At 33.0% G+C, this 24,341-nt stretch carries 24 protein-coding genes; 21 read left to right on the forward strand and 3 right to left on the reverse strand.

Going from position 1 to position 24,341, the window contains the following annotated elements:
• Window position 1 precedes the first annotated feature (1 nt).
• From ACTJIW_RS11095 to ACTJIW_RS11155, 13 genes are all read left to right on the forward strand, one after another.
• Window positions 2-430: a hypothetical protein gene (locus tag ACTJIW_RS11095; RefSeq protein WP_073408506.1), complete on the forward strand. Its 429-nt coding sequence runs from the start codon at window positions 2-4 to the stop codon at window positions 428-430.
• 9 nt (window positions 431-439) lie between these two features.
• Window positions 440-655: an ArsR family transcriptional regulator gene (locus ACTJIW_RS11100; RefSeq protein ID WP_440715049.1), complete on the forward strand. Its 216-nt coding sequence runs from the start codon at window positions 440-442 to the stop codon at window positions 653-655.
• A 63-nt stretch (window positions 656-718) separates the two neighbouring features.
• A complete protein-coding gene (locus ACTJIW_RS11105) occupies window positions 719-1,417 on the forward strand; it encodes a hypothetical protein (protein ID WP_440715050.1) in 699 nt (232 codons plus the stop codon).
• Between the two features lie 49 nt (window positions 1,418-1,466).
• The gene (locus tag ACTJIW_RS11110; RefSeq protein ID WP_012026661.1) at window positions 1,467-1,835 is read left to right on the forward strand and encodes a nuclear transport factor 2 family protein; all 369 of its coding nucleotides are present in this window, start codon (window positions 1,467-1,469) and stop codon (window positions 1,833-1,835) included.
• Between the two features lie 129 nt (window positions 1,836-1,964).
• Window positions 1,965-3,002: a serine hydrolase domain-containing protein gene (locus ACTJIW_RS11115; protein ID WP_440715051.1), complete on the forward strand. Its 1,038-nt coding sequence runs from the start codon at window positions 1,965-1,967 to the stop codon at window positions 3,000-3,002.
• A 5-nt stretch (window positions 3,003-3,007) separates the two neighbouring features.
• Window positions 3,008-3,430 carry a DUF1801 domain-containing protein gene (locus tag ACTJIW_RS11120; protein WP_440715052.1) on the forward strand — a complete coding sequence of 141 codons (423 nt, stop codon included), beginning with the start codon at window positions 3,008-3,010 and terminating at the stop codon, window positions 3,428-3,430.
• A gap of 2 nt (window positions 3,431-3,432) precedes the next feature.
• Window positions 3,433-4,536 carry an MBL fold metallo-hydrolase gene (locus tag ACTJIW_RS11125; RefSeq protein ID WP_440715053.1) on the forward strand — a complete coding sequence of 368 codons (1,104 nt, stop codon included), beginning with the start codon at window positions 3,433-3,435 and terminating at the stop codon, window positions 4,534-4,536.
• Window positions 4,537-4,681: 145 nt separating this feature from the next.
• Window positions 4,682-5,806: a lactonase family protein gene (locus tag ACTJIW_RS11130; RefSeq protein WP_440715054.1), complete on the forward strand. Its 1,125-nt coding sequence runs from the start codon at window positions 4,682-4,684 to the stop codon at window positions 5,804-5,806.
• 54 nt (window positions 5,807-5,860) lie between these two features.
• Complete coding sequence (locus tag ACTJIW_RS11135; protein ID WP_440715055.1) at window positions 5,861-6,379, forward strand: GNAT family N-acetyltransferase; 519 nt, start codon at window positions 5,861-5,863, stop codon at window positions 6,377-6,379.
• A 95-nt stretch (window positions 6,380-6,474) separates the two neighbouring features.
• Window positions 6,475-7,056: a TIGR00730 family Rossman fold protein gene (locus tag ACTJIW_RS11140; protein ID WP_121360536.1), complete on the forward strand. Its 582-nt coding sequence runs from the start codon at window positions 6,475-6,477 to the stop codon at window positions 7,054-7,056.
• Between the two features lie 91 nt (window positions 7,057-7,147).
• Window positions 7,148-7,615: an SRPBCC family protein gene (locus ACTJIW_RS11145; RefSeq protein WP_440715056.1), complete on the forward strand. Its 468-nt coding sequence runs from the start codon at window positions 7,148-7,150 to the stop codon at window positions 7,613-7,615.
• A 70-nt stretch (window positions 7,616-7,685) separates the two neighbouring features.
• A complete protein-coding gene (locus ACTJIW_RS11150; protein ID WP_012026669.1) occupies window positions 7,686-8,054 on the forward strand; it encodes an iron chaperone in 369 nt (122 codons plus the stop codon).
• Between the two features lie 6 nt (window positions 8,055-8,060).
• Window positions 8,061-8,744 (forward strand): 2'-5' RNA ligase family protein, encoded by a 684-nt coding sequence (locus ACTJIW_RS11155; RefSeq protein ID WP_440715057.1) that lies wholly within the window; start codon window positions 8,061-8,063, stop codon window positions 8,742-8,744.
• Window positions 8,745-8,784: 40 nt separating this feature from the next.
• On the opposite strand, the gene ACTJIW_RS11160 is transcribed toward ACTJIW_RS11155, so the two are convergent.
• Genes ACTJIW_RS11160 through ACTJIW_RS11170 form a run of 3 tightly spaced genes read right to left on the reverse strand, consistent with a single transcriptional unit; the run spans window position 8,785 to window position 12,084 of the window.
• Window positions 8,785-9,150 carry a VOC family protein gene (locus ACTJIW_RS11160; RefSeq protein WP_073408516.1) on the reverse strand — a complete coding sequence of 122 codons (366 nt, stop codon included), beginning with the start codon at window positions 9,148-9,150 and terminating at the stop codon, window positions 8,785-8,787.
• Window positions 9,151-9,167: 17 nt separating this feature from the next.
• Window positions 9,168-9,911, reverse strand: coding sequence for a DUF2625 domain-containing protein (locus tag ACTJIW_RS11165; RefSeq protein WP_183044564.1), 744 nt, complete (start codon window positions 9,909-9,911; stop codon window positions 9,168-9,170).
• Between the two features lie 25 nt (window positions 9,912-9,936).
• On the reverse strand, window positions 9,937-12,084 hold the full coding sequence (locus ACTJIW_RS11170; protein WP_073408518.1) for a cation:proton antiporter: 2,148 nt from the start codon (window positions 12,082-12,084) through the stop codon (window positions 9,937-9,939).
• A gap of 319 nt (window positions 12,085-12,403) precedes the next feature.
• Here ACTJIW_RS11170 and ACTJIW_RS11175 point away from each other — a divergent pair, with 319 nt between their 5' ends.
• The 8 genes from ACTJIW_RS11175 to ypfJ all read left to right on the forward strand — a co-directional run bounded on the left by ACTJIW_RS11175 (window position 12,404) and on the right by ypfJ (window position 24,316).
• Window positions 12,404-13,831: an L-serine ammonia-lyase gene (locus tag ACTJIW_RS11175; RefSeq protein ID WP_121360531.1), complete on the forward strand. Its 1,428-nt coding sequence runs from the start codon at window positions 12,404-12,406 to the stop codon at window positions 13,829-13,831.
• A gap of 108 nt (window positions 13,832-13,939) precedes the next feature.
• Entirely contained in the window at window positions 13,940-15,136 is a 1,197-nt protein-coding gene (locus tag ACTJIW_RS11180; protein ID WP_440715058.1) for an SH3 domain-containing protein, read from the forward strand.
• A gap of 50 nt (window positions 15,137-15,186) precedes the next feature.
• Window positions 15,187-16,005: a 3-methyl-2-oxobutanoate hydroxymethyltransferase gene (panB, locus tag ACTJIW_RS11185; RefSeq protein WP_121360529.1), complete on the forward strand. Its 819-nt coding sequence runs from the start codon at window positions 15,187-15,189 to the stop codon at window positions 16,003-16,005.
• Window positions 16,006-16,218: 213 nt separating this feature from the next.
• Window positions 16,219-16,908 (forward strand): RluA family pseudouridine synthase, encoded by a 690-nt coding sequence (locus ACTJIW_RS11190; RefSeq protein WP_012026677.1) that lies wholly within the window; start codon window positions 16,219-16,221, stop codon window positions 16,906-16,908.
• A gap of 76 nt (window positions 16,909-16,984) precedes the next feature.
• Window positions 16,985-18,313, forward strand: coding sequence for an aldehyde dehydrogenase (locus ACTJIW_RS11195; protein WP_440715059.1), 1,329 nt, complete (start codon window positions 16,985-16,987; stop codon window positions 18,311-18,313).
• 121 nt (window positions 18,314-18,434) lie between these two features.
• Window positions 18,435-19,229 carry a hypothetical protein gene (locus tag ACTJIW_RS11200; RefSeq protein WP_012026679.1) on the forward strand — a complete coding sequence of 265 codons (795 nt, stop codon included), beginning with the start codon at window positions 18,435-18,437 and terminating at the stop codon, window positions 19,227-19,229.
• Between the two features lie 95 nt (window positions 19,230-19,324).
• Window positions 19,325-23,377 (forward strand): PAS domain S-box protein, encoded by a 4,053-nt coding sequence (locus tag ACTJIW_RS11205; RefSeq protein ID WP_440715060.1) that lies wholly within the window; start codon window positions 19,325-19,327, stop codon window positions 23,375-23,377.
• Window positions 23,378-23,470: 93 nt separating this feature from the next.
• Window positions 23,471-24,316, forward strand: a complete 846-nt coding sequence (gene ypfJ / locus ACTJIW_RS11210) for a KPN_02809 family neutral zinc metallopeptidase (protein ID WP_440715061.1) — start codon at window positions 23,471-23,473, stop codon at window positions 24,314-24,316.
• Window positions 24,317-24,341: the final 25 nt, after the last annotated feature.

The following is a 24,341-nucleotide window of genomic DNA, read 5'->3' on the forward strand; positions in this document are numbered from 1 at the left end:
TATGAACCCCTTTTTAAGAAATACTCTGGCCGTTACTGTCGGAATTATCATTGGAAGTTTAATAAACATGAGCATAATTTTAATCAGCAGTTCAATAATCCCTCTTCCGGAAGGAGCTGATAACACAACAATACAAGGACTTCAAAAAACAATTCACTTATTTGAGGCAAAACATTTTCTCTTTCCTTTTCTTGCCCATGCGGCAGGAACATTTGCCGGAGCCGTTACAACTGCATTACTTGCTGTAAATCATAAAAAGAAACTGGCATTAGCCATTGGCGCTTTTTTCTTATTTGGCGGTATTATTAGTGTCAGCTCTCTCCCATCACCAACCTGGTTTACACTTATCGATTTAGTTTTTGCTTATATTCCGATGGCATACCTCGCGTTAAAATTAGTCTGCAGAAAACAATTGAAATTTGAATATTAAATCCATAACATGAAAAACGAATCAGCTAAACAAAAACCGGCAAAAATTTGTTACGAACATATTGGCGGAAAACTCGGGCAGTTACTTGCCGTTTCTTTTGTCGAAAAAGGCTGGATTGCAAAGAAAAACAATTCAGACAAACACTTTTATATTACAGATTTAGGCGAAAAAGAATTTACAAAATTAGGCATCGATATTTCTGAAATTAAATCAGAAAATTTATAAAATTTAATTCTTAAAAAATAATAAAAATACTATATTTTTGATTTAATTTTAAATTTTACAATAATGTCTTATTTTGGAGGATTAGGTTCTGGAAAAGGATGGAATACATTTAATTTTATAGTAACACCACAAGAATTTAAATCAATTTTCGAAAAACAAACCTATGATTTTGTTGTAACAAATTCAAGAGTTGAAATTGATTACGAAAAAACAGAAAAACATCTTCTATTTGATAACTATGAAAATTTCTTTTATAAAATATTAATTAACAAAGAGAAGCTTGATAGAAAAGAACAATGGCCTTTTGAAAGTAAAATTAGAATATCAATAATAGACGATATTAATAAAATACAATTCGAAAGTATTACTAACAAAAAAGGACTGATTTCAAATGAATTTAAATCAGTTCAACCTACAGAACCAGTAATAAATATAAGACCTTTCTACCTTACCTATTTTAAGATTAAAGAAAGTTTAAGTGTTGCATATATGAATGAAGAAGGAACGATTGGATTAGAATTAACATATCCAAAATTAGTAAGCTTCTCAAATGATAATTTTAGAAATTTCATCGACGCACATACTTTTACAACTTATAATTTGTTTGAGAATTTGATAAAAAACATAAAAGCAATATCAAATAAAGCAAAATTACAAAGCAATACAAAATTGTTTCGTCCTAATTTCTGGATTAGTCCAGAAGCAAAAAAGGTTATTAATAACAACCATTATTTAAAATCTAATGGCTTAAATATTATTTAATTTCTACATAGTTATTTCATAACTTAGTTTCGATTTATATCTTAAAATTATGACTAAGAAAGAAATTGCACAAAACTTCTTAAAACTAGCTGCAAGCGGACACTCGCATGAAGGATTCAAACTTTATGTGCATGAAAATTTCAAACATCACAATGCTTATTTTAAAGGCGATGCCGAGACTTTAATGCTCGCAATGGAAGAATCTGCAAGGAAAAATCCAAATAAGATATTTACAATTCATCACATCATCGAAGAAGAAAATCTCGTTGCTGTGCATTCGCATTTAAAACAAACGCCAGCTGATATTGGATTTGCCGTTGTACACATTTTAAAATTCAAAGAAGATAAAATAATAGAACTTTGGGATTTAGGACAGCAGATTCCAAATGAAACAGTTAACGAAAACGGAATGTTTTAAATTAATTATTAATTGTGAATTGTTAATTATAAATTATTCATCAGAATTAAATCAGTAAAACAAACCATAAACAACAAACTATAAACAATCAACCAACAACCAACAACCAACAACCATCATCCAAAATAAATGAAATTTTCTTCTTTTACATTTCTATTGTTTATCCTTTGCAGCTGTCATTCATCGGCACAAAAAAAAGACAATTACGCTTCAAAAATTGACAGCATTATTCAAAACAGCACTTCTTCAGATTTTAATGGTGTGGTTTTAATTTCAAAAAACGGAAAAACGTTATATTCAAAAGTAAAAGGATCTGCCAATTTTGAAACCCAAAAACCTTTAACAATCGATACTCAATTTGAGATCATGTCAAACAGCAAGCAGATTGCTGCGGTTTTAGTTTTACTCGAAGTCGAAAAAGGCAGAGTCGATTTAAATTCACCCATAAAAAAATACCTTCCTGAATTAACCCAAACCTGGGCAGACACGGTTACAGTACACCAGCTTTTAAATCATTCGCACGGAATTGTCGATTTGCAGAAACCTTTGGCATTTAAACCCGGAACTCAATTTAAATACGGAAATTTAAGTTTTAATTTAATTGGTAAAATTGTTGAATTCAGTACAAAGAAAAGTTACAACGAAACTGCCGATGCACTTTTTAAGAAATTAAAAATGAACCAGACTTTTTGTTATTCTAAAGACAAAGCACAGAATCTGGCAACAGGATATTTCTCTTCAAAAAATAAAATAGAACCTGTAACTGGTTCACAAATTACACCTGAAAGCTTTGGTGCCGATGGCATAATTTCAACTGTTTCAGATTTGGCAATCTGGGATAATAATCTTCATAAAGGAAAAATACTAAAACCAGAATCGTATAAACTGCTGACAAAAAATACAATTTTATCACAGCATAATTTCTTTGGAAAAGAAAAAGAACCTTATGGATACGGAATACGAATTATTGAAAAAGAAACCGTAAAATATTTAGGGCATACCGGGTTAGGCGACGGGTTTTCTTCTGTAAATTTGTATTTTCCTCAAAGTGATGTGAGTTTAATTGTTTTAGAAAATCAAATGCCCGAAGATTCCAGTTTGTTTTATGCTGCAGGATTTAAAATCAAAAACATTTTACTCAAAAGCGATTTATTAAATAAAAAATAAATGCAATGGCTAAAAATAAAACAACCGAAACTGAATACAGTGTAATTGATTTTATCAATGCGGTTCCAGACGAAAACAAACGAAATGACGCTTTTGAACTACTTAAAATAGTACAGGAAATAACTGGTTTTGAACCCAAAATGTGGGGACCAAGCATTATAGGTTTTGGAAGTTATCATTACAAATATGACAGCGGACATGAAGGCGATGCTCCTCTGGCCGGCTTTTCTCCAAGAAAAACAGCCATGACCGTTTATTTTTATCTGCCTGAAAAAGAAAGAGAAGAACTTTTACCTAAACTTGGCAGACATATTTCTTCTAAAGCTTGTATTTACATTAAAAAATTAGCTGATATTGATATTGACATCTTAAAAAAGGTAATTTTACTTTCGATTGATTACACTCAAAAACTATATCCCCAAAAATAAAAATGATTACATTTCTAATTCTTATAATCCTAATAGGTTTTATTGTTTACAATTTCTTGCAGCATCCAAAATTTGGAAAAGCACCTTCCGGCGAAAGATTCACTTTAATTCAGAACTCACCTCAATATAAAAACGGGAAATTCGAGAATCAGAGCTTTACGCCAGATTTAGCTGAAGGTACAAGTATGGCTGGAGTTTTGCTTGAATTTTTCTTCAAAAAAGTAGAACGAAAAATTCCAACCGATTTAATTCCGTCTGTAAAAACCAATCTGCATGTACTTCCCATAGACCAGGATGTTTTGGTTTGGTTTGGACATTCTTCTTATTTTATTCAGCTTGAAGGAAAACGTTTTTTAATCGACCCTGTTTTTAGCGGCAATGCCTCACCTATTTCGGGAACTACAAAGTCATTTAAAGGTTCAGATATCTATACTGTTGATGATCTTCCGGAAATTGATTATTTATTGATTACACACGATCATTATGATCATTTGGATTATGAAACCATTCTTAAATTAAAACCCAAAACAAAAAAAGTAATTACCGCTCTTGGTGTAGGTTCACATTTTGAATTTTGGGGATTTCCAACAGAAAATGTAATTGAAAAAGACTGGTTTGAAAAAATTGAATTAGATGAAAATCTAACATTACATACAACTCCTTCAAGACATTTTTCCGGCAGAAGTTTTAAACGCTGTAACACACTTTGGACTTCTTTTGTTTTAGAAACCAAAGACTTTAAAATGTATTTGGGCGGAGACAGCGGTTATGACAAGCATTTTGCTGAAATTGGAGAGAAATACGGCCCGTTTGATATTGCTTTGATCGACAACGGCCAATACAACGAAAAATGGAAATACATTCATAACATGCCCGAAGATGTTATAAAAGCGATGAAAGACTTACATGCAAAAAGAGTTTTTCCAGTTCATTCTTCAAAATTTGCTTTATCGCTTCATTCCTGGGACGAACCTTTGATAAGAGTAACAGAATTAAATAGTTTGAGCGAAAAACCAATTCCGTTAATTACACCAATGATTGGCGAATTAGTCGAATTAAAAAATGAAAATCAACAATTTAAACAATGGTGGAAAGGGGTTAATTAATTGTGAATTGTGAATGGTTAATTATGAATTATAATTGGAACCTGAAAACTTGAAACCTGAAACTTGAAACCTGAAACTTGAAACTTGAAACCTGAAACTTGAAACCTGAAACTTGAAACCTGAAAACCAAAAATGAAAACCAAAAATGAAAACCAAAATAAACTTCTTATTACTAACCTTTTTACTAACATTTAATGCTTTCTCACAAAATACGTATGTCTTTTTAGGATCGTATAACCGCGATAAAACTGCAGAAGCGATCCAGATATATCAATTGGATACATTAAACGGAAAGCTTACAAAAGTAACGGCTGCAAAAAACATTATAAATCCGTCCTACTTAACGATTTCTCCAAACGGAAAATACGTGTATGCCTGTACAGATACTAAAACACCTAATGCAGGAAGCGTGAGCAGTTTTGAGTTTAATCCCGAAAATAAAACGCTGACATTTTTAAACAGCCAGAGAAGCGGCGGAGAAAATCCGGTATATGTAAGCGTTCACAAAAGCGGTAAATGGCTGGCAAATGCAAATTATACAGAAGGAAGCGTTTCGGTTTATCCTCTTTTAGAAAATGGAAAAATCGATTCAATTGCGCAGAACTTTCAATATACAGACGGAAGTGTAAACAAAGACAGGCAGACAAGATCTCACGTACATTCGGCAGTATTTTCTCCGCAATGCGATTATTTGTTTTTACCCGATTTAGGTGCAGATAAAATTCGTTGTTATGCTTTTGATGCTTCTCAGAAAAAACCTTTAATCGAAACCCAAAACCCATTTACAAAAACAGATTTAGAAGCCGGACCAAGACATTTTACTTTTCATCCTAATCAAAAATGGGGTTATTGTATTGAAGAAATGGCTGGGCAGATAAGTGTGTATAATTATGATAATGGCGTTTTAAATAAAATACAGCGTATTGCTTCACATCCAGATAAAATAAAAGAAGGTTTTGAAAGTTCTGACATTCATATTTCTCCAGACGGAAAATTTCTGTATGCCACAAATCGTGGGAAAGAAAACAATATTGCTATTTTCTCTATTGACGAAAATGGACTGCTTAAAAACATTGGTTACCAGTCTACTTTAGGAAAACATCCTAGAATTTTTGCAATAGACGAAAGCGGAAAATTTTTGATTGCATCGAATGTTTTAACCGGAAATGTAATTGTTTTTAAGAGAGATTCGAAAACAGGTTTATTGAAAAAAACAGGAAAACAGATTAAAATGGAGAATGTTTCATGCGTTCAGATCAAAAAGATTTAAAGACCCTAAATTCATTAATCTGCAGACAAAAAACTAACAGAAAAACCAAAAATCATGATATCAAATTTCAATTTACAGCCTGATGTTTTAGAAAATGAACTCACAAAACTAATCCCGTTAAAGGAAAAAGATTTTGAAGCATTATTTGAAGCTGCTTCTGATCCGCTGATTTGGGAACAGAATCCTGTAAAAAACCGACATGAAAGAGAGGCTTTCAAAACTTTTTTTGATATCATAATTACAAAAGGTTCGTTCTTAATTCTCGATAAACAAACCAATGAGATAATGGGAACAACCAGTTTTTACGATTACAATCCCGAAAAATCAAGTGTTGCAATTGGCTATACTTTTATAACCAGAAAATATTGGGGCGGACCATATAACAAAGCAAACAAAAAAATAATGATTGATTATGCTTTTCAACACGTTAATTCGGTGCTTTTTCATGTTGGGGCAGAAAATTTCCGTTCACAGAAAGCCGTTTTAAAACTTGGAGCAGAAAAAATTAATGATATCCTATTTAAGGTAAATGGTGTTGATACTCCGTATTTTGAATATGAATTGAAGAAATAATGAGACTTGAAATAAGAAGCAAGAGGAAAGATTTTGACCTTCTAAATTATCTTACCTCTTGCTTCTTACTTCTCAAAATAATAAAAAAAACAAAAATGAAAAGAATAACCGTTTTTTGTGCTTCAAGTTTTGGCACTGAAAAAATTTATGAAGAACAGGCAATAGCTTTAGGAAAAACGCTTGCCGAACAAAATATAGAATTGGTTTACGGAGGCGCAAACGTAGGCTTAATGGGCGCTGTTGCAGACGGAGCTTTAAATGCAGGAGGAAAAGTAATTGGTGTGCTTCCTAATTTTTTAAGATCAAAAGAAATAGCACATTTAGGTTTAACCGAATTAATTTTGGTTGAAAGCATGCACGAACGCAAAACCAAAATGAATGATTTATGTGACGGTGTAATTGCACTTCCCGGAGGTTTTGGAACTCTAGAAGAGCTTTTTGAAATGCTTACATGGGCACAATTAGGACTTCATAAAAAACCTATTGCTATTTTAAACATCGACGGATTTTATGATGCACTTATTGAACTTCTTAAAGTTATGGTTGAAAAAGGTTTATTGAAAGACGTAAACGCTTCAATGGTTTTAGTAAGCGATAACATTGATGATTTATTGAATAAAATGAGAAATTATATTCCGCCAACGGTTGGAAAATGGATTGACAAAGAAAAATCATAACTTACAATTCTGTAAATCAAAAGTTAAAGTAAAAATTTAGAATTATCTTTACATTTCCTTCTTTCTACAAATAATATTTAATTATAAAAAAATGAAAACAGAAAACAACAAATATGCAAAGGCCGAAATGCTGATAAGAAAACCTGTTTCAGAAGTTTTTCAGGCTTTTATAAATCCCGAAATCACTCGTAAATTTTGGTTTACAAAAGGTTCGGGTAAATTAGAAGAAAATCAAAAAACCGAATGGACTTGGGAAATGTATGGTTTTTCGCTGTCGGTTACAACATTGGTTTTGCAGGAAAATAAAAAAATTGTCATAGAATGGGGAAATCCAGATGAAACTACTTTGGTAGAATGGGTTTTTACTCCCTTAGACGAAAACGAAACTTTTGTAAGCATAACCAATTCAGGCTTTCATGGCGATTCAGATAAAATCATCGATCAGGTTCGTAACTCTACAGAAGGTTTTACATTAGTTTTAGCCGGAGCAAAAGCGTATTTAGAACATCAATTGCTGTTAAATTTAGTTCTGGATCGTTTTCCGAAAGGATTGGCTTAAAAAAAGTTTCAGGTTTCAAGTTTTTTAGTTTCAACTTAAAATCTGAAACCGAAACAAAAAAACAAAACTCATGGAAACGAAAAAACCCGAAAATATCGACGAATACATTGGAGGATTTCCAAATGATGTTCAGGAAATTTTAGAGAAAGTTCGAATGACAATCCAAAAAGCTGCGCCAGAAGCCAAAGAGAAAATAAGTTATTCGATGCCGGCTTTTGACCAAAATGGAATTGTAGTCTATTTTGCCGCTTTTAAAAATCATATTGGTTTATATGCACTGCCAAGCGGTCACGAGGCTTTTGCGGCAGAACTTTCAAAATACAAATCAGGAAAAGGTTCTGTTCAGTTTCCTTTAAATCAGCCTATGCCTTACGATTTAATTACAAAAATTGTAAAATTTAGAGTTCAGGAAAATCTTCAAAAAGCAAAAAAGAAATAATCATAAATGAATTTAACTGAACATTATAATCAATTATATACAACTTCTTCAAAAAGTATTTTGACAGGAAAATATTCGATTGATTCTGAAATTAAAAACGAATCTGATTCCCGATTTGGCATAACTCTGCTCATTCGCCCAAGCGATGAAATAAAGGCTAATATTCAGGTCTTATTAAATGAATTAAAACAAGTTGAACCAGAACAGTATTATTATCCTGATTCTGATATTCATATTACTGTAATGTCGATTATTTCCTGTTCAGAAAATTTTAATTTAAGCCATATTTCTCCAAACGATTATATTCAGCTTATCTGTAAAAGTCTGGTTGATGTAGATAAAATTACAATTCAGTTTAAAGGAATTACCGCTTCGCCTTCTGCAATTATGATTCAGGGTTTTCCAACTGATGAAACCTTAAATAATTTACGAAATAAACTTCGCGAGGATTTTAAAAACTCTCAATTGCAGCAAAGCATCGACAGCCGATATACAATATCTACTGCTCATGCTACAGTAATGCGTTTTCAGGAAAAACTTCTTGATCCAGAAAAATTAATACAAATCGCAGAAAAATATCGTGATTACGATTTTGGGGAATTTAATGTAAAAAGCTTAGAATTGGTTTACAATGACTGGTACCAGCGTAAAAGCAATACAAAAGTTCTGGGCGAATTTTGTTTGAGATAATTTATAATCGGGGTTCTTTTAATTCAATTAAATCTGCCCTTTATTTTTTAAACACTCCAAAATGCCATAAAACACCAGAAGGATCGTGCAGAAAACATTCGCTTCCCCAGTCTAAATATCGTATTGGAGTTAACTTTGCTCCTTTATATTTTTCAGGAAGATTTAAAGCCAGAAGTTCATTGTAATAACGTTCAACATCATCAACTTCTACAAAAATCATAGTATTTTCGATCCAGTTTTTATCGTAATAATCCTGAAGATAAAAAGCCGTTTCACCAGATTTAAAAACAGAAAAATTAGATTCTAAAACTATTTCTTCAAACCCTAATTCACGATAAAAACTTCTGGAGATCTCAAAATCCTGAGCTCCAATAAACGGTCGTATTGACTTGATATTATGGTTCATTTTATACCTATTAGAAATTACTTTTCAAACCCAAGCTGTTTTCTTAAATCGATATTCAAGCCGTATTGTTCCTGAACAGGAATTATTTTTCTTGAATTTTTATTAATATCACTTCCTTCGGCTGTCCATAAAAAAGGATAGAAATTAAACACTTCATCGCCTTTTAGTTTCGAAACTTCTTCTCTCCAGCCGTTCCATCTGTTTCCTTCATAAAACTTATCCAGGTCATTATTAAAACAAAAACCTAAAAACTCAGAATACGTAACATCAAGTGGTTCATATTCTAAATTATCCGGAGAAAAATAATAGATTTTACCAATGTCAGTTCCCAATCCGCCGCCATTTAAAAGATAAAAACCGCCAATAGCATCATCTGCAATTAATAAATACGGTGGTGCTTCACCAAATTCAGTAAACGTTTTTCCTTTGTTCCAATCCGGAAGAGTGCGGTCAAATTTCGAATTTCCCGAACCCAAAATCCTAATCCAGCCGTCATCAATCAAAAGTCCGCCGGTATTAAAAACAACCGCTCCCATTGACGAACGGGTTGTAACTTGTGTCTTATACAAAGCCTCTTTTGCTTTTGCAGCATCAGCAGGTAAAATCTCTACTTTATTTTGTGCGGTTTTAATCCAATCTTCAACCAGAGTCCAGCCCGGATCGGCTTTGTCTATAAGTTCTTCAACTTTTTTCATTTTGTTTTGTGCATTCGCTGCGAAGCTTAAAAATGTTAATACTATTAACGGAAACTTTAGTCTCATTTATTAATGCTGATAATTATTTATACTAGCTTTTTTTTAAGATGCTTCCTAAACCACGACCAATCTGCTCAATTGCTTCCAGACTTTTAGTTAACGGCGTAGCCGTAAAATCTTCATAAGCATCCATGGCACTTTCTTTTCGATCGTCGTGAGGATAAACTAGTATAATATTATTATCGTTGAAGAATTTTTCAAATTTCTGAGGCAGCCTGTCAAAGATTGAATGATAGGAAACTGACCCTTTTCGGGATAAATTAAAAACGATTAAATCTGTTTGGCGGATTTCATCTGAAATAGATTCAAAATCATCCCACTCTATAACGCTCTTAAATCCTAGTTTAGTATTCAGTCGAAGATTATTTGCAATTTGCTGAATTGTTTGATGCGTTTTGTATTCGGCATAAATTACAATAGGAATACTTAATTCCTGAGATAATCGTGAAATTTTCTGTAATAATACCTGAAAACCAACTCCTCTTTCTGAAAATGGCGGACATATAAATACCAGCCTTTTTTCTTCTATAAAAGTTCTCTGGAACCTGCAGATAAATAAACTTTTATCTACATTATTAATGATAGAATCTACATTTTCTCCAAAGATTTTATCGATAAAACCGGTTTTTCTAGGCCAGCCCACAATTACAATATCTGACATAATTTCTTTGGAAGTCCTAGCAATTCCACTTGCAGGATTATGATCGATTCTGGCAATTGTATTTATTTTTACTTCAGAAGCAGAAGCCTGAATTACGAATTTATCAACTGCTTTTTTATATTTTAAAATGTTCTTTTCCGCCTGATCGTTATTGGGCACAATGGTTAAAAGTGTAACTGGATTTGATGATTTTTTATCTTTAATTAAAAGTGCAAAATCTAATAAACTGGCTGTCGCCGAAGTTTTTGCCAGCGGAATTAAAATATGTTCATCTAAAATTTGATTTTTATCGGCATCTTCATGAGAAACTTCTTCTTCACAGATTGCGATTTTTTTTGCCGCCTTTTCCGTTGCAAAAGAAGCTACAATACACGTTATCAGAATTAAAATAATGGTTCCGTTTAATATATTTTCATCTAGAATTTTAGCTTTAAAGCCTACTAAAATTACAGCCAGAGTTGCGGCCGCGTGCGCACTGCTCAACCCAAAAATAAGCTGTCTTTCGGTTTTAGTATATTTAAAAACGACCTGTGTAAAAAATGCTGCAATCCATTTTCCAAAAATAGCCACAACACTCAATGTTCCGGCAACGATTAAAGCTGTAGGCCCGCTTAAAATTACACTGATATCAACCAGCATTCCAACCGAAATCAGGAAAAACGGAATAAACAAAGCGTTTCCAATAAACTCAATTCTATTCATCAAAGCTGATGAATGCGGAATTAAAGGATTTAATGCCAAACCAGCAACGAATGCTCCAATAATAGGTTCTACTCCTGCTACTTCGGCTAAAAATGCCGCAAAGAAAACGACTGAGAGAACAAAAATATAATGGGCGTGTTTTTCACTTTCCAGTTTCTTAAAAAACCATTTGGCAATTCTTGGAATAACCAAAAACATAATGGCTGAGAAAATTGCCAGAGAAACACCTAACTTAATCCAAAATGCCTGATTTAAACTTCCCTGTGCGCTTCCCATAATTACGGCCAGAATAATTAAAACAGCAGTATCAGTTAAAATTGTTCCTCCAACCGTAATAGCTACAGCCTGATTTTTTGCAATTCCTAGTTTACTAACAATAGGGTACGCAACCAAAGTATGCGTTGCAAACATACTTGCTGTTAAAAAACTGGCATTAAAATCGTATTTCAGTAAGTAAAAACAAACGGGAAAACCTATAGAAAGCGGTAAAATGAAAGTAAAAAAACCAAATAATAAACTCTTGTTTCTATTGGCTTTAAATTCATTCATATCCAATTCAAGACCTGCAATAAACATAATGTACAAAAGCCCAATTGTCGAGAATAAATCTACAGCAGAATTTTTTGCCAGTATGTTTAATCCGTGAGGACCTATGATAACACCAGAAATAATTAAACCAATGATTCCGGGAATATTTATTTTTTTAAGTAAAATGGGCGACAGCAGAATAATGAAAAGTATTAACGAAAAAATCAATACCGGGTTGTTGAGAGGGAGTTCGAATTCGTGTAAAAAATGCTTGAAAAATTCTATCATAATGTAATTTTATCTTCTTGTGGTATTCTAAATTTTTCGTAAAAAGACATTTACAGCATTAAAACGAAATCCTTGAAGTTAACACAAACAGATAAGTCTGAAGAATCAAAAGAAATTACAGATTTACCCATTTGAATCCTTACAAAAATACCGAAAAAACACAAACTTTAAACGAAAACCGCATATTAAACAATTAAATTTATTTAGTTGCCGAATTATTAAAATTTAATATTTTTTTTAACAAATATGCAAGATTAACAATCAAAACTAAACTATCATTGCATTATTCAATTATCTTTGTCTTAACAAAAATTGAACAATGGAAGAATGTATCTCTGTTTTTGATATGCTTAAAATTGGCGTTGGCCCTTCAAGCTCACATACTTTGGGTCCGTGGAGAGCTGCCGAACGCTTTCTCGAAGAGTTAAAAAGCGAGTCGATTTTAGACCAGATTAAACGAGTAAAAGTCGATTTATACGGATCACTTTCCTTAACCGGAAAAGGTCATGCTACAGATTTATCGGTTATGCTTGGTTTAAGTGGTCAGGATCCAGAATATATTCCGGTTGAGAATATTGCCGGAATTATCAAAACAATCGAAGACACAAACGAAATCAATCTTGCAAATGAATTTAAAATCCCGTTTTATTTTCTGCAGGATATTGTTTTCAATAAAGATTTTCTTCCTTTCCATGCCAACGGATTAAAATTTACGGCTTATAAAAATGATGATTCAGAATACGAATCAACATTTTACTCTATAGGCGGTGGTTTTGTAGTGAAAGAAGAACGCGAAAATGCCAAAATAAAAGAAGTTATAAAATGTGCATTTCCGTTTCCTATTCAAAATGCGGTTGAACTTTTAAATTATACAGTTTCTGAAAACAAATCGATTTCTGAAATTGTGTATGAAAACGAAAAATCAATGCGTTCTGAAGAAGAAATCCATTCAGAATTAATGCGTATCTGGAATACGATGCTCGAATGTATGTATATTGGCTGTCACTCAGAAGGTATTCTTCCGGGCGGACTGCACGTTCGCAGACGAGCTTTTGATATGCACCAAAATTTAATTGGTTTATCAAATTACAACGATCCTCAATCGTGGCTGGAAGAAATTAGAAAAACCGAAGTTAAATTCCGTCAGATTTTAAAATGGGTAAGCTGTTTTGCTCTTGCCGTAAATGAAGTAAATGCTTCTTTAGGACGAGTTGTTACAGCGCCGACTAACGGAAGCGCAGGCGTTATTCCGGCGGTTTTAATGTATTATATGGTAATTGAAAACCATGATGCCGGAGAAAAAGAAATCAAACAATTTTTGATGGTTGCCGGAGAAATTGGCAGTATCTTTAAAAAAGGATCAACAATCTCTGCAGCAATGGGCGGTTGTCAGGCCGAAATTGGTGTTTCGTCATCTATGGCTGCGGCGGCACTCTGCGAATTAATGGGCGGTACTCCTGCTCAGGTTTTAATGGCTGCCGAAATTGCAATGGAGCATCATTTAGGTTTAACCTGTGATCCTATTGGCGGTTTAGTTCAAATTCCGTGCATCGAAAGAAATACTATGGGTGCCATAAAAGCCATAAATGCAGCTGAACTGGCGCTTGAAACTGATTCTAAAAACGCAAAAGTGCCTTTAGACAAAGTAATCAATACAATGTGGGAAACCGCAAAAGATATGAATTCTAAATACAAAGAAACTTCTGAAGGAGGTCTTGCCGTGGCAGTAAACATGGCAGATTGCTAAAAATAAAGCTGCCACGAATTTCACTAATTTACACTAATTTATCTCCTGTTTCGTAAAAAACAATTTGTGTAAATTCGTGAAATTCGCGGCAAAAAAAACAAACACTTCATGAAAAAAATCTACTTCTTACTTGCATTATTCTGCACCATTTTATTGCATTCTCAGGAACGTTATTTTCTAAATTCAGATACAAGACTTTATACTTCACCCAATACTTCTTCTGCTTTTCTAGGGTATTTTAGATACGGAGCAGAAGTCCGATTGTTATCTGAAAGTCAAAACGGATGGTATAAAGTTCAGGCAGATAATTTTAATGAAGGATATATTCAGGAAAAATTTGCTGCGACCAGATTAAATGCAAAAGATGTAAAAATAAAAGATGCTGAAAATCCTATTTTAGAAGGCGGTGATGCTTATTATGGCGGTAATCATTTGTTTGTTCTTGTCGCTGGACTAAAAGCCAGAGCACTGCCGGATAAAAACTCAAAAATTAAAGAAATTTTATTTGCCGGAGATCCCGTTGCTGTAGATTATGTTCCTGTAAATGAAGATGACTGGGTAAACATAAACGGTAATTTTGACGAAGAATATGCGAGATATACGTTAAGAAAATTTATTGGTCTAAGACCCAATTTCGAAACGCTTATTAAAGATTTTGATAAACTTGATGTAAATGCGGTTTCAGAGCGAAAAACTCTAAGCGAAAGAATTGTAGAACTGGCATGGAACAGCGAATATTCTAAACTGGAACCTGCATACCAAAGATACTACGAAGTAGTTAAACAAATTAACGATCCAAAATTAATCGCTGAAACCGAAATGAATATGGCTCTTGCCAAAGGTTTAGCAAAACATAAATTACCTGAACAAATTATTACTTTTACAAAAAATGCAGAATTCAGCTTAAAAGGAACTAAAACAAAATCTTTGTATTTATCACAGACTGAATTGGTAAAAACATTCGGTAAACCAGCAAAAAAAGCTAATGTTGGCGATGAATGCGGTATTTATTTAAGTGATTTATTTTACTACTATCCAGATTTAGAAGTTTCTGTTGACGAAAAGAAAAACCAAGCCGAAATCGTAAAAGTTTACATCAACGAAAACAATAAATTCATTATAAACCCAAACACAATTTTAGATAATTCGGTGTCCGAAAAAGCTTTCATTGAAAAATATGGGACCTATATCGAAGCTTCGCTTAAATCTCCGCATAATTATTCTATCATAATGGAAGACAGTCAGTTTAGATTAGTTTTTAAAGACGGAAAACTATTTTCTGTCGAAATATTCTTTTATTGCTGATTCCCCTTTTACAATTATTCAATACTTTTACATTATCAAAAAAAATTAAAATGTCAACAGCAAAAAAAGATTATAAAAGAATCACAACAAAGTCATTAATTGAAATGAAAAGCAATGGAGAAAAAATCTCTATGCTTACGGCGTATGATTACACAATGGCTAAAATTGTTGATACCGCAGGAGTCGATGTAATTTTGGTGGGAGATTCTGCTTCAAATGTTATGGCGGGTCACGAAACGACTCTTCCAATTACCTTAGATCAAATGATTTATCACGCTTCTTCTGTAGTCCGCGCTGTAGAAAGAGGTTTGGTTGTGGTTGATCTTCCTTTTGGAAGCTACCAGTCAGATCCTAAAGAGGCTTTGCGTTCTGCTATCAGAATCATGAAAGAAAGCGGCGCTCACGCTGTAAAATTAGAAGGCGGAAAAGAAATTAAAGAATCAATCAAAAAAATATTAAACGCAGGAATTCCGGTTATGGGCCACTTAGGTTTAACGCCTCAGTCTATCTATAAATTTGGAACTTACAGCGTTCGTGCAAAAGAAGAACAAGAAGCTGAAAAACTTATTGAAGATGCTCAAATGCTTGAAAAAGTAGGATGTTTTGGAGTTGTTCTAGAAAAAATCCCAGCTGATTTAGCTAAAAAAGTAGCCGAAAGTATTTCAATCCCAGTTATCGGAATTGGTGCCGGCGGTGCTGTAGACGGACAAGTTTTAGTTATTCACGATATGTTAGGAATGAATAATGAATTCAGTCCGCGTTTCTTACGCCGCTACTTAAACTTATACGAAGAAATGACTAAAGCAATTGGTCAATATGCTGCTGATGTAAAATCAAGCGATTTCCCTAATGCTAGTGAGCAATATTAATTTTTAAAGATGCTAAGGTTCTAAGTTACTAAGGTTCTGAGATTTTTTAGAAACAAAGATCCAAAGTGACAAAGGTTCAAAGGCTTTTTTAAATTGAAAAAACTTAACAGCCCTCAGCTTTAGCTGGGGGTATATTTTTAAGTTCACGAAAGGCTTTAGCCAAACTTTTTTCAACCTACAATCAGAAATCTAAAAATCAAAGCCAGTCTAATTATGAAAATCCTTTCAGATAAAAATAACCTGCAAATACTTCACGAAGACAATCACATTATTGTGGTTAATAAGCGTGTTGGCGATATTGTACAAGGTGATAAAACGGGTGATAAACCTTTATCTGATATTGTAAAGGAATACATAAAAGACAAATACAATAAACCCGGCGATGTTTTTCTGGGTGTAATTCATCGTTTAGATCGTCCTACAACCGGAATTGTGGTTTTTGCGAGAACGAGCAAAGCATTATCAAGAATGAATGAATTGTTCAGCAATCGTGAAACTAAAAAAACATATTGGGCTGTTGTAAAAAATAAACCTGTAGAAGCTGCTGCCAAACTGGTTCATTATTTAAAAAGAAACGAAAAAAACAATACTTCAAAAGCGCATTTAAAAGAAGTTCCAGACAGCAAACTGGCAAGTCTGGATTATAAAATCATCAAAGAACTTCAAAATTATACGGCTCTTGAAATCAATCTTCATACAGGACGTCATCATCAAATTAGAGCACAATTATCGGCAATTGGTTCACCAATAAAAGGCGATTTAAAGTATGGTGCAGACCGAAGCAATCCAGACGGAGGCATTCACCTTCACGCGAGAAAACTAGTTTTTGTTCATCCGGTTTCAAAAGAAAATATCACAATTATTGCCCCGGTTCCAGACGAAACTATTTGGAATGCGGTATGATTTTTATGATTAAATTGTTAATTTTTTAATTTTTATCGATTAACTTGCATATCCTAAAAAACAAGCCGATCACAAAATGGACTTCAAAAACGACATTGGTTACCGAAAAGAAACGCTGAAAAAGTTATTATATAACATTCAGAAAAATGAAGATCTAATTGTAAAAGCTTTATATGATGATTTTAAAAAACCTGAATTTGAAGCTGTTCTAACCGAAACGAATTATGTTATTTCGGAATTAAAAGATACCATTAAAAACATCAATTCCTGGGCAAAACCAAAACGTGTCCTCCCTTCTATTTTAAATTTTCCTTCTTCAGATTATATTTATAAAGAACCTTACGGAAATGTTTTAGTAATTGCTCCCTGGAATTATCCTTTTCAGCTTGCTTTGTGTCCGCTTATTGCAGCCGTTGCTGCAGGAAACCGAGTAGTTTTAAAACCTTCAGAACTTACACCTCACACCTCTTCTATTATTGCCAAATTAATCGAAAAGACATTTCACATCAGTCATGTGGAAGTTTTTGAAGGCGGTATTGAAGTTTCAAATAAATTACTGGCAGAACGCTGGGATTATATTTTCTTTACCGGAAGTGTTTCAGTTGGAAAAATTATAGCTAAAGCCGCTGCTGAAAACCTGACTCCGGTTACCTTAGAATTAGGCGGAAAAAATCCGTGTGTTATTGATGAAACAGCCAATTTAAAATTAGCGGCAAAACGAATCGTTTGGGGAAAATTCATAAATGCAGGCCAGACCTGCATTGCTCCTGATTATATTTTGATTCAGAAGAATATGAAAGTCAATTTCATTTCTTTTCTAATGGAAGAAATTGTAAATGCTTATGGCAAAAAAATAGACAAATCGCCAGATTTTGCCCGAATCATAAACACAAAAAACTGGGTTCGTCTGGATCAGATGATTGAGCGCAAAAAAGTAATTTTTGGCGGAGAAACCAATCACGACAAACTTTATATTTCACCTACCTTAATCGAAGAACCAAGTTTAGACAGTCCGGTTATGAAAGAGGAAATTTTTGGTCCAATTTTACCAATTCTGACCTACGAAACCGAAGCAGAAATTCATAACGTAATCAGCAAGTACGAAAAACCTCTCGCATTTTATATTTTTAGTGAAAATAAATCGTTTACAAAAAAATTAATCTCAAATTACGCTTTTGGAGGCGGATGCATAAACGACACAGTTGTTCATTTTTCTAATAAAAGACTGCCTTTTGGCGGTGTAGGCCACAGCGGAATTGGAGCTTATCACGGGCAAATGAGCTTTGATACTTTTTCGCATCATAAAGCAATTGTAAAAAAAGGCAACTGGCTCGATTTACCAATGAGATATGCACCTTACAAAGATAAATTAACCTCAATTAAACGAATTTTAGACTGGATTTAAAATTCGAAAACAATTTCGTAATGTTTTGTAGATTTTTATACGGAATTGATTAAAAATATTATATTTACGTCAAGCAATTATTATCATAAAACGGAAAATATAAAACAACTTTACCTTTAAAATGAAATCTACACTTGACCAGATTGAAGACATCAAAAAAGATGGCTATTCAATAGACTTTTCTACTGTATTTAATTACGCTGTTGAGAATTACAAAAAAATTGCCTTATACTCCGGACTTATAATTCTTGTGTTTTCGGTAGTGGCTGGTGCTGTAATTATGGGGTTAGCTGTAGCTTTTTACGGCGTGCAGAGTTTGTCTGAAAATTTTATAGAAAATTTTAAAATTGAAAATCTAAGTTATGTACAGCAAATTATTACTGCTGCTTCAATTGCTGCAGTCACCGCCTTATTTGCGCCGCTGGGTGCCGGTTTTTTAAAAATGGCTGATTGTGCAGATAAAGATGAAACTTTTAATGTTTCAACAATATTTACTTATTACAGTTCGCCATATTTTCTTCAATTGTTTTCGGTTGCTTTCATTATTGGAATTGTTACTAACGGAATTTCTTATTTTACAGAAAGTTTAGGCATAGGCTATTTAGGAACTGGAGTTTCATTATTTATTAATTTTTTCACATACTTTACAATTCCGCTGATCATTTTTGGAAATTTAAATGCTGTCGATGCTATAAAATCAAGTTTAGTTTTGGTAAGTAAAAATCCAGTTACCATTTTCCTTCTTTTTATAGTTGGATTTCTTGGATCATTAGTAGGACTTGTGGGCTGCTGTATTGGAGTAATCTTTACGGTAGTTTTTAATTCGTCAGTAACCTATTCTGCTTACTTTTCAATTTTTAATGAAGAAGAACAGCAGGATTCTATTGACTCGATTGGAAGATCGGATTTAGAATAAAACCAAAAAATTCTGAAACAAAGCAAGAGCTTAACCAACTCTTATTCAGAGTTTTTAAAATATAATTTACTAAACCAAAAACATCCCCAAAATCTATGGTAGAAAACTATAGTTTTTTCAATTTCTTGGTTTCAGGTATTGCCGGTTTTGGCAATACCTTAAAATCAATTATGACAAACTGGTACGTTTTCCGCTCAGATATTATTTTTTACAACAATCCTAAACTCATCGTTCTGGGTTTCTCATTACTGGGATTTTTATCTTTATTAGTTTACCAATTCTTTCGGATAAAGGCAAAAATTGGTAATTTCATTGAGAAAAAGAAAGAAGCCGAAACGGTTGCCAGAGAATACCAGCTTTATATTTTATTTTTTGGAATTGCTGTTATTGTAATCGAAATTATAAACGAAATATTTAAAATCAGGCCAAAGAGTCTGTTAACGATAAATGTTTCAATTGGTATTTCGGTACTTTTATGTTATCTCATAACTGATAAAATAAAATGGCTCCGCGACAGAATTCAGCGCATTTTTATTATTTGCTTTTTTATTTACATTAGTTATGTAGGTTACAATATTGTTTTTCTCTCCAATGATGTAGTTCCTATAATAGTTTTTTTAATCTCCTTTTTCTTTTCTTATAACATCTTAAAGCCTATAAAAGTTTATTGGTTTTTCGTAGCACTCGTATTTACATTCCTGATTTTAACGGTGACATTTCATCTAATTCCAATAAAATCATCTATCTTATTAATTAATTTCTGCATATTAATTTTCATCATCAACCAAGTCAAATATGCTGTATTATTAAACAATAGGGACAATTTTAGATTTGCAAATGAAATTGTACACAAAGGAAATTCATTAACAATTGCCACAGATCAAAAGGGAGAAATTTTATTTTGCAGTGAAACCGTAAAACCAATCCTGGGATATTATCCGGAAGAAGTCATGGGGTTAAATTTCTGGAAGCTTACAAAAGGAGATAAATACAATGTGAATATCCACCCCATTCATCATCATGAAAACAAGACTTATACCCGAAAATTAAAAAGCAAAAACGGAGAGTATAAATACATTCAATGGAAAGACAAAAAGTTTTCTGATGATCTCATTATTAGTATAGGCCAGGATGTTACAGAACAAATTCTTGTTCAGGACCAATACAAAAACTTAATTCAAACGGCAACAGACATTATTTTTGAAGTGGACGCCGATGGACATTTTACCTTTATAAATGAATTTGCTTATTCTGTTTTAGGTTATTCAGAAAATGAAATAGTTGGAAAACATTACTCCAATTTTATTCATGAAAATTATTCGATGAGTGCGGTCGATTTTTATGAAAACTTTGAAAACAACGGTTATAAATTTCCTATTATTGAACTTCCTATTGTAAAGAAAAACGGGCTCGAACTCTGGATTTCGCAAAAAATCATCATCCGCAAAAATGATTTAGGACAAACAATTGGTTTTGCAGGTATTGCAAGGGATATTACCGAAATAAAAAATGCCGAAAACGAGAAAAAAAGACGTCTTGAAAAAATTGAAGCTTATAACAATTCTACCAAAAAATTATCGACCACAGATTTTAGCACTTACGATAATTTAAACACCGTTATCGATTATATCATAAAAGAAGCTTCGACAGTAAGTAAATCCAACAGAGTTAGTTTTTGGAAATACAATAAAGATTTAATCAGCTGTAAAAACTTATACAGCATTGACAACCAAAACGTAACAGATAAAAACATCTTAGACGAAGAATCATATCCTATCTATTTTGAAACCTTAAAAAACAAAGCGATAATAAATGCGCCTGATGTTTTTAACAAATTAGAAACTTCTGAATTTCAAAAGCTTTACTTTACAAAAAATCACATCAAATCGATGCTGGATGTTCCGGTTTTCTTAAGCGGACAATTAGCAGGCGTGGTTTGTTTTGAAAGCACAGAAGAACAAAGAGATTGGGATAACGAAGATATTAATTATGCCAGAACGATTTCTGATGTGATTTCACTCGCCATTTCGATGCAGATGCGTTTAGAAACAGAACGACGATTAGAATTTAAAAGTCAGCTCCTCTCCGCACTTTCTCTTTGTACAGAAAAGTTTTTACTAAGCAAATCGACACAACAGATGTTTCAGGAAACGTATGATATAATTGGAAAAGCTTCAAAAGCAGATCATATGTTTTATTATGAAAGAGATTTTTCTACCAATACCGTAACTCAAAAATACAAATGGTCCAGACAAGGCATAACGCATCAGATAACGCCTTTGCGCCATATGACCGAAGACAATTTAAAAGAGATCTTTGAAGCGGCAAAAAACAAACGAATTGTAAACACTTTTACCCGAAAACTCGAAGATTCGTTTTTTAAACAATTATTAATCAACAATGAGATCAAATCTATTTTAATACTTCCGCTTTATATAAACGATATATTTACCGGATTTATTGGTTTTGATGATTGTTCTGAAGAAAGAAAATGGCTGGAAGAAGAAATTTACATTTTTCAGGTTTTAGCCAATAATATTTCATCTGCATTAGAAAGAAACAGAAACGAATCTAAAATTATTGAAAGCGAAGAAAAATTCAAGTTAATCGCCAACAATATTCCGGGAACAGTCTATTTGTCAAAATTTGATGCTTTTTCTACCAAAATCTTTTTAAATGATGAAATCCAAAATCTTACAGGCTATTCTAAAGTAGAATTTATAGAAAATAATCTATCATTTTTATCATTAATACATCATGATGACCGCGATGAAGTTATTAATAATCAAATTGATAATCTTCAAAACGGAATGCCTCTGCATAATATTTACCGAATTAAACGAAAAACCGGTGAATATATCTGGGTTGAAGAATTTGGAGACGTAATTAAAAAAGGCGACGAAATTGAGTTTGTGGGCGGGATTTATTTTGATATTACCAATAAAAAAGAAACCGAAGATGCTATTAAAGCCAAACAATTAGCAGAAGCCGCAAACAAATCTAAATCTGATTTTCTAGCTAATATGTCGCATGAAATTAGAACACCGCTCAATGGTATTATAGGTTTTACGCATTTATTGATGAAAACTGAACTTGAAGAAATTCAGGAAAAATACATGACGACAATTAATCAATCGGCACATTCGCTGCTTGAAATTATCAATGATATTTTGGATTTCTCTAAAATCGAAGCTGGAAAACTGGAGCTTTTTATAGATTTATATGATATTAAAAAAGTACTCGGTCAGGTATTCGATTTAATTGTTTTTGAATCCAATCAAAAAAATCTGCAATTGGAACTCAATGTAGATCATGATGTTCCAAAATACATTTGGACAGATATTGTAAGGATTAAACAAATTTTGATAAACCTGCTTTCAAACGCAGTAAAATTTACCAACGAAGGTTCTATAAAACTGAATGTTTCGGTTTTATCAAAAACAAAAAACAACTTTTGCACCATTCGTTTTTCTGTAATTGATACCGGAATTGGTATCATGGAAAAAAACCAAAAGAAAATTTTTAAAGCTTTTTCGCAGGCAGACAGCTCTACAACAAGAAAATTTGGAGGAACCGGTTTAGGTTTAACTATATCCAACCAGCTTTTAGCATTAATGGAAAGCCGATTACAGCTGGAAAGCACAATTGGCGAAGGAAGTAACTTTTTCTTCGATTTAAACTTAAAAACCAGCAATCAAAGCATTAACGAAAAATACAACAGCGAACTTAAAGGCATCAGCTCAGCATCTGATTTAGATAAAAACGAAGCCAGCAGTAAAAGCATACGCTTTTTAATTGTAGAAGACAATAAGGTTAATATGCTGCTTTTAAAAACAATTGTAAAAAATCTATATCAAAATGCTTTTATATTTGAATGTGAAAACGGTTACGAGGCTGTAAAACAATTTGAAAGCATTAATCCAAATCTAGTTTTTATGGATATACAAATGCCAATTATGAACGGTTACGAAACCACAAAGGCTATTAGAAATACCATAAGCGGCAAAAATATCCCCATAATCGCAGTAACAGCAGGTGCCGAAAAAGAAGAACGAAACAAATGCATATCTGCCGGAATGGACGATTACATTTCAAAACCTATCATGAAAGGTACTGTAGAGGAAACTTTGGAAAAATGGCTGAAATAATTCAAACTAAATTCTCGTTTAATTATAAGTTTTTCCTAAAAATTACATAAATTCGTACAACAAAAAACATAAAAAGCTTAAAAAGAATATACTATGAAATGGCAAGGCAGAAGACAAAGTGATAATGTAGAAGACCGAAGATCGATTTCTGGCGGAAAAGTTGCCGTTGGAGGTGGTATTATTGGAATTATCATTTTATTACTAAATGTTTTTGGCGGCGAAACCGGCCAGCAGATAGCACCAATTTTGGAGCAGATGCAAGGCGGACAAACACAAACTGAAGCTGCTGCTCCATTGAGCAAAGAAGATGAAGAAATGGGACAATTTGTAAAAGTTGTTCTGGCCGATAATGAAGACATTTGGGGAAAAATATTTGCAGAACATGGAATGACCTATAAAAACCCAAAATTGGTGCTTTTTAGAGGCTCTGTTCAAACTTCCTGCGGTGGTGCTTCATCAGCATCCGGACCATTTTATTGTCCCGCAGATCAAAAAGTATACATGGACTTGGGTTTCTTTGAAGAACTTAAAACAAAATTTGGTGCAAAAGGAGGCGATTTTGCAATTGCCTATGTAATCGCACACGAAATTGGTCATCATGTACAGACACTTTTAGGAACATCTGCCAAAATGCACAAAGATCAGGAAGGAAAAAGTCAGGCTGCAGCGAATAAACTTTCGGTTGCTTTAGAATTACAAGCCGATTTTTATGCCGGAGTCTGGGCACATTATAATGAGAAAAATTTAGATGAAGGTGATATCGAAGAAGCATTAAGTGCAGCAAATGCTGTTGGTGATGATGCTATACAAAGTAAAATGCAGGGACAAATTGTTCCGGACTCTTTTACTCACGGAACATCTGAACAAAGAATGTACTGGTTTAAAAAAGGCTTCAAGACTGGAGATATTAAACAGGGAACTACTTTTGAGGAAATCTGATAATACATAAACCAAATTATAATAA

The sequence above is a fragment of the Flavobacterium sp. 22659 genome, assembly GCF_052044235.1.
GTDB lineage: Bacteria > Bacteroidota > Bacteroidia > Flavobacteriales > Flavobacteriaceae > Flavobacterium > Flavobacterium johnsoniae.

Excerpts from the sequence above, each read along its gene's own strand:
- ACTJIW_RS11145 (WP_440715056.1), top strand. The coding sequence starts at position 7,148 with ATGAAAACAGAAAACAACAAATATGCAAAGGCCGAAATGCTGATAAGA.
- ACTJIW_RS11180 (WP_440715058.1), top strand. The coding sequence starts at position 13,940 with ATGAAAAAAATCTACTTCTTACTTGCATTATTCTGCACCATTTTATTG.
- ACTJIW_RS11205 (WP_440715060.1), top strand. The coding sequence starts at position 19,325 with ATGGTAGAAAACTATAGTTTTTTCAATTTCTTGGTTTCAGGTATTGCC.
- panB (WP_121360529.1), top strand. The coding sequence starts at position 15,187 with ATGTCAACAGCAAAAAAAGATTATAAAAGAATCACAACAAAGTCATTA.
- ACTJIW_RS11110 (WP_012026661.1), top strand. The coding sequence starts at position 1,467 with ATGACTAAGAAAGAAATTGCACAAAACTTCTTAAAACTAGCTGCAAGC.
- ACTJIW_RS11170 (WP_073408518.1), bottom strand. The coding sequence starts at position 12,084 with ATGATAGAATTTTTCAAGCATTTTTTACACGAATTCGAACTCCCTCTC.
- ACTJIW_RS11135 (WP_440715055.1), top strand. The coding sequence starts at position 5,861 with ATGATATCAAATTTCAATTTACAGCCTGATGTTTTAGAAAATGAACTC.
- ACTJIW_RS11190 (WP_012026677.1), top strand. The coding sequence starts at position 16,219 with ATGAAAATCCTTTCAGATAAAAATAACCTGCAAATACTTCACGAAGAC.
- ACTJIW_RS11200 (WP_012026679.1), top strand. The coding sequence starts at position 18,435 with ATGAAATCTACACTTGACCAGATTGAAGACATCAAAAAAGATGGCTAT.
- ACTJIW_RS11115 (WP_440715051.1), top strand. The coding sequence starts at position 1,965 with ATGAAATTTTCTTCTTTTACATTTCTATTGTTTATCCTTTGCAGCTGT.
- ACTJIW_RS11195 (WP_440715059.1), top strand. The coding sequence starts at position 16,985 with ATGGACTTCAAAAACGACATTGGTTACCGAAAAGAAACGCTGAAAAAG.
- ACTJIW_RS11100 (WP_440715049.1), top strand. The coding sequence starts at position 440 with ATGAAAAACGAATCAGCTAAACAAAAACCGGCAAAAATTTGTTACGAA.
- ypfJ (WP_440715061.1), top strand. The coding sequence starts at position 23,471 with ATGAAATGGCAAGGCAGAAGACAAAGTGATAATGTAGAAGACCGAAGA.
- ACTJIW_RS11160 (WP_073408516.1), bottom strand. The coding sequence starts at position 9,150 with ATGAACCATAATATCAAGTCAATACGACCGTTTATTGGAGCTCAGGAT.
- ACTJIW_RS11125 (WP_440715053.1), top strand. The coding sequence starts at position 3,433 with ATGATTACATTTCTAATTCTTATAATCCTAATAGGTTTTATTGTTTAC.
- ACTJIW_RS11105 (WP_440715050.1), top strand. The coding sequence starts at position 719 with ATGTCTTATTTTGGAGGATTAGGTTCTGGAAAAGGATGGAATACATTT.
- ACTJIW_RS11175 (WP_121360531.1), top strand. The coding sequence starts at position 12,404 with ATGGAAGAATGTATCTCTGTTTTTGATATGCTTAAAATTGGCGTTGGC.
- ACTJIW_RS11140 (WP_121360536.1), top strand. The coding sequence starts at position 6,475 with ATGAAAAGAATAACCGTTTTTTGTGCTTCAAGTTTTGGCACTGAAAAA.
- ACTJIW_RS11150 (WP_012026669.1), top strand. The coding sequence starts at position 7,686 with ATGGAAACGAAAAAACCCGAAAATATCGACGAATACATTGGAGGATTT.
- ACTJIW_RS11120 (WP_440715052.1), top strand. The coding sequence starts at position 3,008 with ATGGCTAAAAATAAAACAACCGAAACTGAATACAGTGTAATTGATTTT.
- ACTJIW_RS11155 (WP_440715057.1), top strand. The coding sequence starts at position 8,061 with ATGAATTTAACTGAACATTATAATCAATTATATACAACTTCTTCAAAA.
- ACTJIW_RS11165 (WP_183044564.1), bottom strand. The coding sequence starts at position 9,911 with ATGAGACTAAAGTTTCCGTTAATAGTATTAACATTTTTAAGCTTCGCA.
- ACTJIW_RS11095 (WP_073408506.1), top strand. The coding sequence starts at position 2 with ATGAACCCCTTTTTAAGAAATACTCTGGCCGTTACTGTCGGAATTATC.
- ACTJIW_RS11130 (WP_440715054.1), top strand. The coding sequence starts at position 4,682 with ATGAAAACCAAAATAAACTTCTTATTACTAACCTTTTTACTAACATTT.